This is a genomic window from Pseudomonas sp. NUPR-001 (genome assembly GCF_052147955.1).
GTDB lineage: Bacteria > Pseudomonadota > Gammaproteobacteria > Pseudomonadales > Pseudomonadaceae > Aquipseudomonas.
This window is the reverse complement of record NZ_CP197353.1, coordinates 5,899,030-5,914,642: the sequence shown is the minus strand read 5'-3', so window position 1 is coordinate 5,914,642 and position 15,613 is coordinate 5,899,030. Positions and strand designations below refer to the sequence as shown.

Sequence of the window (15,613 nt, the reverse complement as noted above, 5' to 3'; positions counted from 1 at the left end):
GTTTTGCGACAGGCTGTCAGCCGCCGCTGTGCTACCTGTGCAACACCCCCTCAAAAATGTACGGAAAACTCTATCGCTATTCACTATTATGCGGAAACCTGTTTTTGATGGTTATCCGCCTATGTTGGTTGGCTACATGCGCGTGTCGTCGGACTCCGACCGCCAGAGCACGGACTTGCAGCGCGACGCGCTGCTCGCCGCCGGCGTCGATCCGCGTCACCTGTTTGAGGATCGTGCCTCTGGCGCGAAGGATGACCGTGCCGGCTTGGCGCGGGCGCTTGAGTTCGTTCGAGCCGGCGATGTGCTGGTGGTGTGGAAACTCGACCGGCTCGGTCGCTCGCTGTCGCACCTGCTCGCCATTGTGACTTCGCTCAAGGACAAGCGGGTGGCGTTCCGCTCGCTGACAGAGAACCTGGACACTACGACGCCCTCGGGCGAATTCCTGTTCCAGGTGTTCGGTGCGCTCGCGCAGTACGAGCGCGCCTTGATTCAGGAGCGCGTCGTCGCGGGCTTGGCCGCCGCACGCAAACGCGGCCGGATCGGCGGCCGGCCGCAGGCGATCACTGGTGAGAAGCTGGACGCCATCGTCGCCGCGCTCGATGGCGGCATGTCTAAGGCGGCGGTGTGCCGCAACTTCAATGTCAAGCGCACTACGTTGATCGAAACATTGACGCGAGCAGGTTGGCGTGGTGCGGGAAGGACGGTCGATGAGCAACAAGAATAAGCTACTCACCGTCTTTTCTGACGCAGAGCAGGAAGCCTTGTACGGCCTACCGGACTTCGACGATGCTCAGCGGCTGGAATACCTGGCGTTGGCCGAATCTGAACTGGCGTTCGCCAGCAGCCGGCCTAGCCTGCAGGCCCAAGTCTATTGCGTCTTGCAGATCGGCTACTTCAAGGCCAAGCATGCTTTCTTCCGCTTCGATTGGCATGAGGTCGAGGACGATTGCGCCTTCGTGCTGAGTCGCTATTTCCACGGCGAAGCGTTCGAACGCAAGGCGATCACCAAGCATGAGCACTACAGCCAGAGGGGTCAGATCGCCGAACTGTTCGGCTACCGGTCGTGGGCGGCTAGCTTCCTGCCGCAACTGGCACAGCAGGCTGAACAGATCGTGCGGCGCGACGTAATGCCAGGATTCGTGGCCGCCGAACTGATCGTTTGGCTCAGCGAGCACAAAATCATCCGGCCCGGCCACACCACCTTACAAGAGCTGGTCAGTGAAGCCCTGTCCACCGAACGCAGGCGCTTGGGCGGCTTGCTGGCAGAAGTGTTGGACGAATCGGCCAAAGCTGCGCTGGGCCAGCTCCTGGTGCGTGACGACACCCTGTCTCAACTGGCAGCGCTCAAGCAGGACGCTAAAGATTTCGGCTGGCGTCAGATGGCAGGGGAGCGCGAGAAGCGCGCCACGCTGAAGTCCTTGCACGGGATCGCCAAGGCGCTGCTGCCCAAGCTCGGCATCTCGCAGCAGAACCTGCTGTACTACGCGAGCCTGGCGAACTTCTATACCGTCCATGACCTGCGCCACCTGAAGGCGGAGCAGACCCGGCTCTACCTGCTGTGCTATGCCTGGGTACGTTACCGGCAGCTCACCGACAACCTGGTCGACGCGATGGCCTTCCACATGAAAAAACTTGAGGACGAGAGCCGCACGGGTGCGAAACAGTCCTTTGTCGCCGAACAGCTGCGACGCCATCAGGAAACGCCGCAGGTTGGCCGCCTGCTGTCGCTGTACGTGGACGACAGCGTGGCCGATCCGACGCCGTTCGGCGAGGTGCGCCAACGCGCCTACAAAATCATGTCCAGGGAATTGCTGCAAAACACGGCGCAGCGCATGAGCGTCAAGCCACTGAACAAACTGGCGCTGCACTGGCAGGCGGTGGACGGCCTGGCCGAACGCATTCGACGCCATCTACGGCCGCTGTACGTCGCGCTCGACTTCGCCGGCACGGCCCCCGATAACCCATGGCTCGCGGCGCTGACTTGGGCCAAGAGCGTGTTCGCCAAGCAGCAGCGCCTATCACAACGGCCACTCGACGAATGTCCGGCGGCAACGCTGCCGAAACGCTTGCGTCCGTACCTGCTGATGTTCGATGCCGAAGGCACGCCGACAGGCCTGCATGCCGATCGTTACGAATTCTGGCTTTACCGTCAGGTCAGGAAACGCTTCCAGGCGGGCGAGCTCTACATTGACGACAGCTTGCAGCACCGGCATTTGTCCGACGAGTTGGTTTCGATGGACGAGAAAGCCGCCGTGCTCGCGCAGATGGACATCCCCTTCCTGCGGCAGCCGGTCAGTGCCCAGCTCGATGCACTGGCGGCCGAGTTGCGTGCGCAATGGGTGGCGTTCAATCGCGAGCTGAAACAGGGCAAGCTGACGCACCTGGAATACGACAAGGACACGCAGAGACTGACCTGGCGCAAGCCCAAGGGGGAGAACCAGAAGGCGCGCGAGCAAGCTCTCTACGAGCAACTGCCATACTGCGATGTCGCCGACGTGTTTCGCTTCGTCAACGGTCAGTGCCAGTTCCTGTCGGCGCTGACACCATTGCAGCCACGCTATGCGAAGAAGGTAGCCGACGCCGACAGTCTGATGGCGGTGATCATTGCCCAAGCCATGAACCACGGCAACCAGGTTATGGCACGTACCAGCGACATCCCGTACCACGTCCTGGAGAGTACCTACCAGCAGTACCTGCGCCAGGCGACGCTACATGTGGCCAACGATTGCATCAGCAACGCCATCGCCGCACTGCCGATCTTCCCGCATTACTCGTTCGACCTCGATTCGTTGTACGGTGCCGTTGATGGGCAGAAATTCGGCGTCGAGCGACCAACTGTGAAGGCGCGCTACTCGCGCAAATATTTCGGCCGCGGCAAGGGCGTCGTCGCCTACACGCTGCTGTGCAATCACGTGCCGTTGAACGGCTACCTGATAGGCGCACACGAGTACGAGGCTCACCACGTGTTCGACATCTGGTACCGCAACACGTCGGACATCGTGCCGAGCGCGATCACCGGCGACATGCACAGCATCAACAAGGCCAACTTCGCCATCCTGCACTGGTTCGGACTTCGTTTCGAGCCGCGCTTCACCGACCTCGACGACCAGTTGCAGGAGCTGTATTGCGCCGATGATCTGGCATTGTACGAGAAATGCCTGATCCGGCCGGCTGGCCAGATCGACCGGCAACTCATCGTCGGTGAGAAGGCGAACATCGACCGAATCGTCGCCACACTGGGCCTGAAGGAAATGACGCAGGGCACGCTGATCCGCAAGCTGTGCACCTATACGGCGCCGAACCCGACGCGGCGCGCAATCTTCGAGTTCGACAAGCTCATCCGCAGTATCTACACACTGCGCTACCTGCGCGACCCGCAACTGGAGCGTAATGTTCACCGCTCGCAGAACCGCATTGAGTCCTATCACCAGCTACGCTCGACCATCGCCCAAGTCGGTGGGAAGAAGGAATTGACCGGCCGCACCGACATCGAAATCGAGATCAGCAACCAGTGCGCCAGGCTGATCGGCAACGCGATCATCTTCTACAACTCGGCGATCCTGTCCCTGCTGCTGACGAAGTACGAGGCAGCTGGCAATGCCAAGGCGCTGGCGTTGATCACGCAGATGTCGCCAGCGGCCTGGCGGCACATCCTGCTGAACGGGCATTACACCTTCCAGACTGACGGCAAGTTCATCGACCTGGATGCGCTCGTGGCGGGACTGGAGCTGGGCTGACGGAAATTTCTGGGATTCCGGCGTACAACCCCGACCTGCATCTCAACCCCGGAGTTACTACTGAGCATAAGACTGAGGTAGAGCGGCAACAACGCGAGCTGGAGCAACAGCAGGATGGGGGTGGCTGAAAGAATCAAGCGTGAGTCGCCTCGGCCAATGTGGGTGAACACCACCACATAGTCGATGCAGGGCGTCAGCAGGACAAGCAGCACACCAATCAGAATGGCCGGCTGGCCTTCCAGAAAACGGGTCAGCCCCCAGACCAGCAGTGGGATCAGGATGAAATTGGTGACCAGGAGCGCTGCCATGAAGGGTTTGTTGCGCAGCCCTTCTCGCAGATTCAGAAAGGGAATCTGCAAGAACATCGCGTACATCAGTATGGCGATGCTAGGGGTAACCAGGGTCGACAACCCCTGAGCAGAGGATGGAGCCAGAAGTCCACCGAGTGCGGCGACTATCACCGCGACGAAGTAGATGGGTATCTGGTTTTGCTCAAGGGTATCTCTGTTCATGGGGCTCTCAAGTTGAAGACGTCGCATACTGATCCACATAGTGGCACTTAGAGCATCCTCTGCTCGCGCCATCGCTCCTGCTCCAGTATTTTACAGGTAGGCACCGTACATAAGTGGGGCAGCCATGAGCGCCATCATCCTCGAATCTGTGTTGACCTGCCCGCATTGTGGCTTCGCCAAGCAGGAAGTCATGCCCACGGACGCCTGCCAGTTCTTCTACGAGTGTGACCGCTGCAAGGCTCTGCTACGCCCGAATCCTGGTGACTGCTGTGTGTTCTGTTCGTTTGGTTCGGTGAAGTGCCCGCCGATCCAGGAGCAGCGCGGTTGCTGTGGAGCGACTTGACCTATGATTACTCGTTTTATTAGACGCTCCTGAATTGTCTCAAAACTGATGCTCTGAATTAGCGTCATCCTCCCGAGGCGAATCTTTCTATCCTTACTACAGCCAGGCGACTTCAGCCCCAAACGCCGGCGCTGTCGGCAGAACCTGGCCAAATGCAGGCATGCGCTGTCTACTTCATTACGTGTATCGAGGTGTCAGTGACAGCCTTTGATTTACATCAATTTACGCTCATGACCGAGGCCTATATTAACTAGTGGCAAACCATTCTCTGACTCCCATCGTCTGCGAGGATCTGAATTATGAAAGCATCCAAACTCGCCGCCCTCGCTTTAGCGGCCATGCTTTTCCCTGCCCTAGCTTTTGCGCAGCAGGACGCTAGTGCCACCAAGCCGACGCAGCAGTCGATCAACATCGAGCAATTTGACCAAGAGATGGCGAAGGCGCAGGAAAACCTGAAGAACATGCAGGAGCAAATGAGCCTAATCCAGAAGACAACCGATCCTGCGCAGCGCCAGAAGTTGATGCAACAGCACGAAGCTATGATGCAGCATGGAATGCAAATGATGAGTGGGATGTGGGGCGACGGAATGATGGGTTGCTGTGGAGGCGGTAAGATGGGCCGGCATATGATGGGGGGCGACCATATGATAGGAAACGGCCATATGATGGGCTGGGGCCAAATGGGAAGCCACTACTCCCAGATGACACCTGAACAGATGAAACAACATCAATACATGATGGACAGGTACATGGGCATGCAACAGATGATGATGGATCAGATGATGCAGCATCAGCAACACATGGGCACGCCGATTCACTAAGTCCTCACGGTTATTCCACGGCAAGCGCCTGATTCTCAATTTTAATCGCCTTTCCAACTCACCTGGCGTAAGTTGGAAAGGCCCCTCCGATGTGGCAGTACCTGGTCGATCTCATACCTCCGTTGCGTCGGCAATCGCGTCAGCACATCCTCAAATAGGAATACGAGTCTCATTTCAGCAAAGCCCGCGCGTGGACATCGTCAGTCCTGCCATATAACGTTGGCTCGCCGAAAATCCGGCCAAGATCCATTGACACCCAGATGCAGATGATCTCCAGCTGGCGTAAGGGAACTGCCGCGCTAGCGTTCACACGCGTGATAGACGACCTATGACCACTAATAAAACAGAAAACAAGCTGACGGTATTTAGTAGTGGCACCTTGATTGGAGCGCTGGGAGGATTGATAGGGCTTGGCGGAGCAGAGTTCAGGCTGCCACTCCTGATTGGGATTTTTGGCTTTGGTGCCTTGGAAGCTGTCATTCTCAACAAGGCGATGAGTCTGGTTGTGGTAGCGACCGCGCTGCCTTTTCGCGCCGTTAGTGTTCCTTACACGGCCGTTTTCGAGCGTTGGGATATCATTGTCACATTGCTTGCGGGAAGCCTGGCAGGTGCTTGGTACGGCGCTGGATGGGCCACGAAGCTGAAAAGCCAAACGCTCTACCGAGTTTTAGCGGTAATGCTGGTAGGAATCGCGTTTGCTCTGTTGTTGGGCCATGAGACCAGCAGCACGGGCTCACCTCTGTTTCAGGGGGTGACGTTGGCAGTGGTAGGAATTATCGTGGGCTTCGGCATTGGCGTAGTTGCAGCGCTGATGGGCGTCGCCGGTGGGGAGCTACTTATTCCCACCATCGTTCTACTCTTTGGTGCGGATATCAAGCTCGCCGGCAGCCTGTCACTTGCTGTGAGTCTGCCCACTATGATTGTTGGCTTTACGCGGTACAGTCGAGATAAGAGTTTTTCCGTAATACGAGCACAACTGCCATTCATTCTGATAATGGCGTTGGGATCAATTGCTGGGACGTTTATTGGCGGGCAGCTATTGGGGCTCATTCCAACGGCCTACCTTCTTCCCCTGTTGGCAGCAATTTTGCTGATCTCATCAGTTAAAGTTTGGCGGCACACGTGATGCAAAGCTCTGAAATACAGCTCTCGCCACCAGGGTTTATTCCAAGATTGCACCCTTGGGAAATCCGACAGCGGGGAATGAAGCCGGTGAGTAACCTATTTCCCCACATTAGGGAAAAATGGGTCATTTTTTCGATCGCTCCGAGCTTTAAGGCTTGTGACGGAAGTAGATGTAGATAGCTAGCAGATCCACAGCTACCACTATCGTGATCATCGCAATCGTGAAGTAGTATGCTTCTCGGATCATAACTAGCCCTCTACAACCGCTACCTGTAAGGGGTGGTCCCCGCTTTACCAATACCGCTTTTGCAAGATCGAGGCCTGCTGCGCGATATCGGCAGAGATTTTCTAGCTCTTCGTGTGGGTTCCGATTGGAACCTATTTATTTATGCGGCAGAAATTGTCCGATCTCACGCGTCCTCTGTGTCGGTAGTCGCGTAACCACATACTTGAGGTAGAGATCATTGGATCGGAGGCTGGTTATTTCACGGTCAGCGTTTCTTGCCCGTACGGTAGGTCGATGATCACCGACGCCTCTGAGGTCTAGCGCTTGACCCTCGATCAAAAACAGGGTCATTGACCTCAGGGTTGTAGACGTGGAGTGCCGCCGTCCAGCAGACCCGAAAGTATTCCGCAGTCCTGACTTTGTCGTTCGTTATCGCAGCAGCCCCGCAACGTCACCAACTGGTTTTCGAGGACAAGTAGGGATGCGATCTGAGCCCTTACCTGGGCGATATGTGTATCAAGGAGCGTGTTGATCGCTGTGCATGGTTGATGCGGTTGCTCTTGGAAACCCTGTAAAACACCAATCTCTTCCAGTGACATTCCAAAAGATCGGCAGCGGCGAATGAACAGCAGTTTCTCCACATGATCTGTTTTGTAGATTCGGTAGCTGTTGTCCTGACGGCTAGGAGGTGGGAGCAGTCCCTGACGTTCATAAAAACGAATCGTCTGAATTTCCACCCCTGTCAGCTTTGCAAGTTGGCCGATGCGCATGGCCTTCTCCTGAGTGAGCACCCAGTATACCTATGCTTGACCCTATACCTGCTATATGGTTTTTAATCGAAAAAATTGCGTCTGATAGGAGAAGCGAATCATGACTTCTTGTGAGAAGTCCTGTGGCTGCGGCCCTAAATCTGCAACGACAGGAGCGGCAACCACGCCTTTGAATGAAGGCACATGGGTCAGCAGTTTTTCTGTGCCTAAGATGGATTGCCCTTCAGAAGAACGAATGATTCGGCTCGCGCTGAATGGTTTGCCTGAGCTCAATTCGTTGTCCTTTGATTTGACCAGCAGACAAGTACGCGCTTTCCATGAGGGGGCGGTTGACCAGATCGCTACCAAGCTGGAGTCACTTGGCCTAGGTGCGGCGTTGTTGGGTACTGAGCCGGCCAGTCAGGAAGCCGCCTCAGCAAATCGTGCCAATGAAAAGCTGACTGCTTCGAAACAGGCAAGCACGCTGAAGATCCTGCTCGGTATCAATGCCGCAATGTTTGTCATCGAGATGGGGGCAGGTTTGATCGCCCAGTCGACTGGCCTGGTTGCTGACTCGTTGGACATGTTTGCTGATGCTGCCGTCTACGGGCTTGCTCTGTATGCGGTCGGCCGGAGTGCACGGCTTCAAGTTCGGGCGGCCCACCTGGCGGGGGTCCTTCAGATCGTGTTGGCTCTGAGCGTGCTTGTGGAGGTGGCTAGACGCTTCGTCTACGGCAGCGAACCTGAGTCGATGCTGATGATGGGAGTTGGCATAGTTGCACTGGTCGCAAATGTGAGCTGTCTCTTGATGATCTATGGTCACCGCGAAGGTGGAGCACACATGAAGGCGAGTTGGATTTTTTCAGCCAATGATGTCATCGCAAACATTGGTGTGATTGCAGCAGGGGCATTGGTTGCCTGGACAGGTTCTTCCTACCCAGATTTGGTAATTGGAACTGTCGTGGGCCTCATAGTACTGAACGGTGCACGCCGAATACTGGCATTGAAAGCCTGACCAATCGGGCACCGGCGGGTCCGTGATTCACTTCAGCACGACCGATGCACAAGCAAGGATCAGCGTGAGCAAGAGCAGCGCAGGCACAAGGCGTAGGGGCTGCAGCGGGAGACTCACCATCTACAGCAGACATGAATCGTCAACCAAGGTGGACTGGTCCGGTTGAACCGGAACTTGAAAAAGCCTACCTCTAGCTTCGGTTGAATGTCCGTAATGCTGGTTTAATTCAAGTGGGGTGGTATCGTCCAAGCGGTGCCTCACGACAAGCCGTTTATGCCATGCACCCAATTGTAAGAGCAATTTTCGGCGACTACACTCCATCCCATGAAACGCTATCTGCGGTTTTGCCTTATTTTCTTGATTAGCCTGTCGCTTCCCCTCAGCGGGATGGCGGGCGTTCAGGCGCCGACAGAACCTTGCCCGATGAAGGCGATGGGCATGGCGATGATGGACGACATGGGGATGGACTGCTGCAACGATATGAAAAGCCCGAGCGAACATGGCAAACCCTGCAAGCCGGGCCAGGAATGCAAGACTGGCGGTATGCTGCAAGTCTCGATCCTCAAGCCTCCCGTTACCTTGTTCAGTCCCGTAGTACTTTACTTTTCCAGCGATTCCGTACCTTTGCCCACCCCGTCGGGGGTATGGCGACCCCCTCGCGCTTGATTCCTGTCCCCCTTTGAACCTCATCCCGCTTTAGCGAGATGGCATCGCTGTGCGCAGATCTTTTGACGCGAGCAGTGGATCATCACAGGAATCGTAAACATGAACTCCAAGTGCTTTTGCACAGGTTGGTCGCTTGCGGTCGGCTTGGCGGCAAGCGTACTGGCATTGCCGAGCTTCGCTGCTGCTTTGACACTCGACGAAGCATTGCGGCTGGCCGAAAACAACGCGCCGTCGCTGGCAGCACAAGATGCAAAGATTCAGGCCGCCAGCAGCGCGGCTATTCCAGCCGGTGAATTACCTGACCCCAAGTTGCTGGCAGGCGTGCAGAACTATCCCATTGGCGGCCCGGATCGCTGGAGCGTTAACGACGACTTCATGACCATGCAAATGATTGGAGTCAGGCAGGAAATGCCCAACGGTGACAAGCGTAAGGCCCGTATCGAGGTCGCCAACGCCGCCGTTGATCGTGCAGCCGCAGAGCGTCGAGTTGAACGCCTGAACGTGCGCCGTTCCACTGCATTGGCCTGGATCAGCAGCTATTCGGTTGAACGCAAAGATGCGCTTTTCCAGGACTTCTACAAGGAGAACCGACTGCTGACCGATATCGTCCGGGCGCAGATTGCAGGCGGTCGGGCTCAACCTGCCGATGCAGTAACTCCCCGCCAGGAGGCGGCTCAACTGGCAGAGCAGCAGGATGATTTGGTTCGCCAGCGCGCTCAAGCGCGTGCGGCGCTGAAACGCTGGATCGGTTCCGCTGCTAACGAGAGGCCAGTGGGGAGTTTGCCGCAATGGTCAATCGATGCTTCAGGCTTGCCCCATAAGCTAAAACACCACCCCGAGTTGGCAGCGTATGAGCCGATGAGCCGGGAAGCACAAGCGAAAGTCCGGGAGGCAGAGGCAGAGAAAAAGTCCGACTGGAGTTGGGAGCTTGATTATCAGCACCGTGACCGTCAGTTCGGCGACATGGTCAGCGTGCAGTTTTCATGGGATCTGCCGCTGTTTCCTGACACCCGCCAAAATCCGAAAATCGCTGCCAAGCAGGCTGAACTCAGTCAGCTTGAGGCGGAGCGCGAAGCCCTATCACGTGAGCACACCCAGCAACTGGAGGCGGACCTTGCTGACCTTGAGCTCCTGAATCGTGCGGTACAGCGGAGTACGCAAAGCCTGTTGCCGCTGGCCAGGGAAAAGGTCGAGCTCAGCATGGCCAGCTACCGTGCTGGTAAAGGCGATTTGAATACTGTTGTCGCAGCCCGGCGTGAGCTCATCGAGGCTCGCCTCAAACAAGTCGACGTGGAGGAACAACGGGCGCTGACCAGTGCGAAGCTCTATTTTGCGTACGGGGAGTACAGCCAATGAATCTTAAATGGAGCGGGGCATTGCTGGCGGGCGTATCAATGGTATTGGGTGTTGCCGGAGGTTATTGGTTTGCTCATCAACGCCTAAGCGGCATGCCTGGTACTGCCCCAGAGCAGAGCGTCAATTCGCCGGACGAACGCAAGGCATTGTATTGGTATGACCCGATGTACCCGCAGCAAAAGTTCGACAAGCCAGGCAAGTCGCCCTTCATGGACATGCAACTGGTCCCTCAATATGCCAGTGGAAGCAGCGATCATGCGACGGTCAGCATCGATCCAGGCCTGACTCAGAATTTCGGTCTACGTTTTGCCACGGTCACCCGTGGCGTCTTTGATTCGACTCTCGACGTGACTGGTGTCCTGGCATTCAACGAACGGGATGTCGCGGTGATACAGGCTCGCACCCCCGGCTTTGTGGAGCGAGTCTATGCCCATGCCCCCGGGGATGTGCTCAAAGCCAACGCAGCGTTGGCGGAAATCCTGGTGCCAGAGTGGGCGGCAGCTCAGACCGAATTCCTTGCCCTCAAACGCAACGGTGATACCGATTTGTTAGCTGCAGCTCGCCAGCGATTACGGCTCACGGGAATGCCCGAAGCACTGATTACTCAGGTAGAGCGTAGCGGTAAGGTTCAACCTTACCTGGCGCTAACCAGCCCCATTGCCGGGGTGTTACAAGAGTTGAATATCCGCACGGGAATGACCGTGTCCGCAGGCCAGACACTGGCGCGCGTCAATGGCTTGAGCAGTGTCTGGCTGGCAGTGGCCGTCCCAGAGTCTGAGGCAGGATCAATAACCGTGGGGCAAACGGTTGACGCTCAATTGCCAGCCTTTCCAGGGATAAAGGTCAACGGCAAAGTCAGCGCAATTCTGCCGGAAACCAACCCGGACAGCCGCACCTTGCGGGTACGGGTGGAACTCGCCAATCCAGACGGACTCCTCAGGCCCGGTTTGACCGCGCAAGTACGCTTGAACCGTTCAACCGGACAGAGTGTGTTGTGGGTGCCGAGTGAGGCTGTCATCCGTACGGGCCGACGTGCCTTGGTGATGGTTGCTGAAGACGCTGGCCGCTATCGTCCCGTGGAAGTACAGATCGGCCAGGAAAGCGATGACAGGATAGCCATCGTGAATGGACTGGATGAGGGCCAGAAAGTGGTCACGTCGGGTCAGTTTCTGCTCGACTCTGAGGCCAGTCTCAAGGGCATCGTCGCAGGTTCAGGAGAGGTGTCGCCACCCAGCGCAGGCTCCGGTTTGCATGACGCGGAAGGGCAGATTGTCGAGATCAGCGATAAAGAAGTCACGCTCGCTCATGGTCCTTTCAAGACACTGGGCATGCCTGGTATGACGATGACTTTTCCATTAGCCAATCCGGCTTTGAAGCAAGGCCTCAAAACGGGAGATAAGGTTAGAGTCTCGGTGAGCCAGACCGACGATGGATTGCAGGTCGAAAGCCTGGATAAATCGGGAGGTCAGCCATGATCGCTGCCCTTATTCGCTGGTCTGTGGCCAACCGGTTCCTAGTACTACTTACGACGCTGTTCGTCACGGCATGGGGCATCTGGTCGGTACAGAGTACGCCCATCGATGCGCTGCCGGATCTGTCTGACGTGCAAGTTATCATCCGTACTCCATTTCCGGGACAAGCCCCGCAAATCGTCGAGAACCAGGTGACCTACCCGTTGGCCACCACCATGCTCTCAGTCCCTGGCGCCAGGACAGTGCGTGGTTACTCGTTCTTTGGCGACAGCTTTGTGTATGTGCTGTTCGAGGACGGGACCGATCTGTACTGGGCTCGTTCGCGGGTTTTGGAGTACTTGAGTCAAGTACAAAGCCGCTTGCCGGCCAGTGCCAAACCGGCACTGGGGCCGGATGCGACAGGGGTAGGCTGGATCTATCAGTACGCGCTGGTGGATCGCACGGGCGGGCACGATCTGGCACAGCTGCGCGCACTTCAGGACTGGTTCCTCAAGTTCGAGCTCAAGACCCTGCCCAATGTTGCGGAAGTGGCTACGGTGGGCGGGATGGTCAAGCAGTATCAGGTACAGCTTGATCCGCTCAAACTGGCGAGTCTCGGTGTCACTCAGGCGGAAGTAACCGAGGCGATCGGCAAGGCCAATCAGGAAACCGGTGGCGCAGTGTTGGAAATGGCTGAGACAGAGTTCATCGTGCGCGCTTCTGGTTACCTGAAGTCGCTCAATGACTTTCGGGCGATCCCGCTCAAACTCGGTGCGGGTGGGGTCCCTGTGACCCTGGGTGATGTCGCCACGATCCAGTTGGGCCCGGAAATGCGCCGTGGCATTAGCGAACTCGACGGCGAAGGGGAGACAGTCGGCGGCGTGGTAATTCTGCGTAGTGGCAAGAATGCCCGCGAGACCATTGCGGCAGTCAAGATCAAACTAGACGAGCTGAAAAGCAGCCTGCCAGTGGGCGTGGAAATCATCACCACCTATGACCGCAGCAAGCTGATCGACCGTGCAGTGGAAAACCTCAGTCACAAGCTGCTCGAAGAGTTCATTGTCGTGGCGTTGGTGTGCGGGATATTTCTCTGGCACTTGCGCTCATCCCTGGTGGCAATCATTTCACTGCCGGTTGGTGTGTTGATTGCCTTCATTGTCATGCGTTACCAGGGCATCAACGCCAACATCATGTCCTTGGGCGGGATCGCTATCGCCATCGGTGCCATGGTCGATGCCGCTGTGGTGATGATCGAGAACGCACATAAAAAAATCGAGGCGTGGTACGCGGCCAATCCTGGAGAGGAGTTAAAGGGCGAGCGACATTGGCATGTAATGACTGAAGCGGCGGCAGAGGTGGGCCCGGCGCTGTTCTTTTGCCTGTTGATCATTACGCTTTCGTTCATTCCGGTGTTCACACTGGAGGCTCAGGAGGGAAGGCTGTTTGGGCCGTTGGCGTTCACTAAGACCTACGCCATGGCCGCGGCGGCAGGGTTGTCGGTGACTCTGGTGCCGGTGCTGATGGGTTACTGGATTCGGGGGCGAATTCCGAGTGAACAACAGAACCCGTTGAATCGGTGGTTGATCCGGATCTACCAACCTGCTCTGGATGCGGTGCTGCGTCGTCCCAAAGTCACTCTTCTGGTGGCATTAATGGTGTTTGTCAGTGCGTTGTGGCCGATGTCTCGTTTGGGTGGCGAGTTTCTTCCGCCACTGGACGAGGGTGATCTGCTCTATATGCCGTCGGCCCTGCCGGGGCTGTCGGCGCAGAAGGCTGCGCAACTGCTGCAACAGACTGATCGCCTGATCAAGACCGTGCCTGAAGTTGAACACGTCTTTGGTAAAGCGGGTCGTGCTGAGACCGCGACCGACCCGGCACCTTTGGAAATGTTTGAAACCACGATTCAGTTCAAACCCCATGAGCAATGGCGGCCGGGGATGACCCAGGAAAAGCTGGTGGAGGAACTGGATCGCGTGGTGCGTGTGCCCGGCTTGACCAATATCTGGATACCACCCATTCGTAACCGCATCGATATGCTGGCGACGGGTATCAAGAGTCCAATCGGCGTGAAAGTGGCCGGCACTAACCTGACGGAAATTGACGCGGTCACCCAGGCGGTTGAGCGAGTGGCCAAAGGCGTGCCAGGCGTGAGTTCGGCCCTGGCTGAACGCCTGACCGGTGGCCGATACATCGACGTGGACATCGACCGTAAGGCGGCGGCCCGCTATGGAATGAATATCGCCGATGTCCAGTCCATCGTGGCCGGTGCCATAGGGGGAGAAAATGTCGGGGAGACAATTGAAGGGCTGGCGCGCTTCCCGATCAATGTTCGCTATCCACGTGAGTGGCGCGACTCGCCGGTTGCCCTGGAGCAATTGCCCGTTTACACCTCGTCAGGCGGCCAGATCACGCTTGGCACGGTGGCGAAGATCAGGATCACCGACGGTCCGCCGATGCTCAAGAGCGAAAACGCACGACCTTCAGGCTGGGTATACATCGATGTGCGAGGTAGGGACATTGCCTCGGTGGTCGCCGATCTCCGCCGGGCCGTCAATGAGCAGGTCAAGTTGCAACCCGGCACGAGCCTGAGCTACTCGGGGCAGTTCGAGTTTCTCGAAAGGGCCAACGCACGCCTCAAGCTGGTGGTGCCGGCCACGCTATTAATCATTTTTGTGCTGCTCTACCTGACGTTCGCTCGCTTTGATGAGGCCTTGCTGATCATGGCCACGTTACCTTTTGCACTGACTGGCGGAGCATGGTTCCTCTATCTCCTGGGGTACAACCTGTCGGTTGCCACCGGGGTAGGCTTTATCGCATTGGCCGGCGTATCTGCGGAGTTTGGAGTGATCATGCTGCTCTACCTGAAGAATGCTTGGGCCGAACGTGAAGACCTTGGCGATCACTCTGACCAGGGGCTTCTGGCAGCGATTCGAGAAGGCGCTGTGCAGCGAGTTCGCCCGAAGGCCATGACTGTGGCCGTCATCATTGCCGGCCTGCTACCCATCCTGTTGGGCAGCGGCACGGGTAGCGAAGTGATGAGCCGCATCGCCGCGCCTATGGTCGGCGGCATGGTCTCGGCGCCCTTGCTTTCCCTGTTTGTCATCCCGGCCGCCTATCGCTTGATGCGCCGCCGAAATATCCCGATCAAACCCGCCGTCCTGGAAGGAAAATTCGTATGAAACTGACTCTTATTACAGTAGCCAGCACCGCCATTATGTTCTCCTTCGCTACGCGTGCAGAAGACATGCAAGGAATGAAAATGGACGGAATGGAGGGCATGGAAATGAAGCAGGAATCGAAGCAGGCTCCTGTTGCCAGTGCCGAGGGTACGATCAAGGCTATCGATCCTGCGAAGCACACGGTGACCCTCGCTCACGGGGCTGTTCCTGCTGTGCAATGGCCGCCGATGACCATGGCCTTTTCCGTCGCAGAAGAGCAGTTGACAGGGTTGAATGTGGGAGACCATGTATCGTTCTCCTTCCGGTTGGAGGGTGGAAAAGCAACGATTGTTTCCATCAAAAAATGAGTTATTGATGTTGTTTGTAACCGGCACGCATCGTCGTGGCGGTTTTAACTACTTTTCAAAATAATCAGCATTTCGGAAACGAAGCG

The 15,613-nt window shown here is 56.9% G+C and carries 12 protein-coding genes and 1 pseudogene; 11 read left to right on the top strand and 2 right to left on the bottom strand.

Annotated features, from left to right (window positions below; translation table 11 throughout):
* Positions 1 to 121: 121 nt before the first annotated feature.
* Together ACP6KB_RS27170 and ACP6KB_RS27165 are read left to right on the top strand one after the other, a co-directional pair.
* The gene (locus ACP6KB_RS27170) at positions 122 to 724 is read left to right on the top strand and encodes a recombinase family protein (protein WP_010465829.1); all 603 of its coding nucleotides are present in this window, start codon (positions 122 to 124) and stop codon (positions 722 to 724) included.
* Positions 708 to 3,737: a Tn3 family transposase gene (locus ACP6KB_RS27165; RefSeq protein WP_065761565.1), complete on the top strand. Its 3,030-nt coding sequence runs from the start codon at positions 708 to 710 to the stop codon at positions 3,735 to 3,737. The genes ACP6KB_RS27170 and ACP6KB_RS27165 overlap by 17 nt, the downstream gene beginning before the upstream one ends.
* A gap of 29 nt (positions 3,738 to 3,766) precedes the next feature.
* Here the strand turns inward: ACP6KB_RS27165 and ACP6KB_RS27160 are convergent.
* Positions 3,767 to 4,249 (bottom strand): annotated as a pseudogene (locus ACP6KB_RS27160) (arsenic resistance protein); the annotation flags it as partial.
* 124 nt (positions 4,250 to 4,373) lie between these two features.
* On the opposite strand from ACP6KB_RS27160, the gene ACP6KB_RS27155 reads away from it, so the two are divergent.
* The 3 genes from ACP6KB_RS27155 to ACP6KB_RS27145 all read left to right on the top strand — a co-directional run bounded on the left by ACP6KB_RS27155 (position 4,374) and on the right by ACP6KB_RS27145 (position 6,539).
* A complete protein-coding gene (locus ACP6KB_RS27155) occupies positions 4,374 to 4,592 on the top strand; it encodes a GDCCVxC domain-containing (seleno)protein (RefSeq protein ID WP_442110841.1) in 219 nt (72 codons plus the stop codon).
* 299 nt (positions 4,593 to 4,891) lie between these two features.
* Complete coding sequence (locus tag ACP6KB_RS27150; protein ID WP_442110839.1) at positions 4,892 to 5,413, top strand: hypothetical protein; 522 nt, start codon at positions 4,892 to 4,894, stop codon at positions 5,411 to 5,413.
* 328 nt (positions 5,414 to 5,741) lie between these two features.
* Positions 5,742 to 6,539 carry a sulfite exporter TauE/SafE family protein gene (locus ACP6KB_RS27145; RefSeq protein ID WP_075046334.1) on the top strand — a complete coding sequence of 266 codons (798 nt, stop codon included), beginning with the start codon at positions 5,742 to 5,744 and terminating at the stop codon, positions 6,537 to 6,539.
* 581 nt (positions 6,540 to 7,120) lie between these two features.
* Here ACP6KB_RS27145 and cadR read toward each other — a convergent pair.
* Positions 7,121 to 7,534, bottom strand: a complete 414-nt coding sequence (gene cadR, locus ACP6KB_RS27140; RefSeq protein ID WP_442110837.1) for a Cd(II)/Pb(II)-responsive transcriptional regulator — start codon at positions 7,532 to 7,534, stop codon at positions 7,121 to 7,123.
* A gap of 100 nt (positions 7,535 to 7,634) precedes the next feature.
* Between cadR and ACP6KB_RS27135 the strand changes: the two genes are divergently transcribed.
* The 6 genes from ACP6KB_RS27135 (at position 7,635) to ACP6KB_RS27110 (ending at position 15,527) form a co-directional block, all read left to right on the top strand.
* Positions 7,635 to 8,528 carry a cation transporter gene (locus ACP6KB_RS27135; RefSeq protein WP_442110834.1) on the top strand — a complete coding sequence of 298 codons (894 nt, stop codon included), beginning with the start codon at positions 7,635 to 7,637 and terminating at the stop codon, positions 8,526 to 8,528.
* Positions 8,529 to 8,852: 324 nt separating this feature from the next.
* On the top strand, positions 8,853 to 9,194 hold the full coding sequence (locus tag ACP6KB_RS27130; RefSeq protein ID WP_442110832.1) for a hypothetical protein: 342 nt from the start codon (positions 8,853 to 8,855) through the stop codon (positions 9,192 to 9,194).
* A gap of 99 nt (positions 9,195 to 9,293) precedes the next feature.
* Complete coding sequence (locus ACP6KB_RS27125; protein WP_442110830.1) at positions 9,294 to 10,550, top strand: TolC family protein; 1,257 nt, start codon at positions 9,294 to 9,296, stop codon at positions 10,548 to 10,550.
* Positions 10,547 to 12,025: an efflux RND transporter periplasmic adaptor subunit gene (locus tag ACP6KB_RS27120; protein ID WP_442110828.1), complete on the top strand. Its 1,479-nt coding sequence runs from the start codon at positions 10,547 to 10,549 to the stop codon at positions 12,023 to 12,025. The genes ACP6KB_RS27125 and ACP6KB_RS27120 overlap by 4 nt, the downstream gene beginning before the upstream one ends.
* On the top strand, positions 12,022 to 15,180 hold the full coding sequence (locus tag ACP6KB_RS27115) for an efflux RND transporter permease subunit (RefSeq protein ID WP_442110826.1): 3,159 nt from the start codon (positions 12,022 to 12,024) through the stop codon (positions 15,178 to 15,180). Before ACP6KB_RS27120 ends, ACP6KB_RS27115 begins: the two co-directional genes overlap by 4 nt.
* Positions 15,177 to 15,527: a copper-binding protein gene (locus tag ACP6KB_RS27110; protein WP_442110825.1), complete on the top strand. Its 351-nt coding sequence runs from the start codon at positions 15,177 to 15,179 to the stop codon at positions 15,525 to 15,527. Before ACP6KB_RS27115 ends, ACP6KB_RS27110 begins: the two co-directional genes overlap by 4 nt.
* The last annotated feature ends 86 nt before the right edge of the window (positions 15,528 to 15,613 follow it).

Coding starts and splice junctions, on each gene's coding strand:
- ACP6KB_RS27170 (WP_010465829.1), top strand. CDS start 122: ATGTTGGTTGGCTACATGCGCGTGTCGTCGGACTCCGACCGCCAGAGC.
- ACP6KB_RS27165 (WP_065761565.1), top strand. CDS start 708: ATGAGCAACAAGAATAAGCTACTCACCGTCTTTTCTGACGCAGAGCAG.
- ACP6KB_RS27155 (WP_442110841.1), top strand. CDS start 4,374: ATGAGCGCCATCATCCTCGAATCTGTGTTGACCTGCCCGCATTGTGGC.
- ACP6KB_RS27150 (WP_442110839.1), top strand. CDS start 4,892: ATGAAAGCATCCAAACTCGCCGCCCTCGCTTTAGCGGCCATGCTTTTC.
- ACP6KB_RS27145 (WP_075046334.1), top strand. CDS start 5,742: ATGACCACTAATAAAACAGAAAACAAGCTGACGGTATTTAGTAGTGGC.
- cadR (WP_442110837.1), bottom strand. CDS start 7,534: ATGCGCATCGGCCAACTTGCAAAGCTGACAGGGGTGGAAATTCAGACG.
- ACP6KB_RS27135 (WP_442110834.1), top strand. CDS start 7,635: ATGACTTCTTGTGAGAAGTCCTGTGGCTGCGGCCCTAAATCTGCAACG.
- ACP6KB_RS27130 (WP_442110832.1), top strand. CDS start 8,853: ATGAAACGCTATCTGCGGTTTTGCCTTATTTTCTTGATTAGCCTGTCG.
- ACP6KB_RS27125 (WP_442110830.1), top strand. CDS start 9,294: ATGAACTCCAAGTGCTTTTGCACAGGTTGGTCGCTTGCGGTCGGCTTG.
- ACP6KB_RS27120 (WP_442110828.1), top strand. CDS start 10,547: ATGAATCTTAAATGGAGCGGGGCATTGCTGGCGGGCGTATCAATGGTA.
- ACP6KB_RS27115 (WP_442110826.1), top strand. CDS start 12,022: ATGATCGCTGCCCTTATTCGCTGGTCTGTGGCCAACCGGTTCCTAGTA.
- ACP6KB_RS27110 (WP_442110825.1), top strand. CDS start 15,177: ATGAAACTGACTCTTATTACAGTAGCCAGCACCGCCATTATGTTCTCC.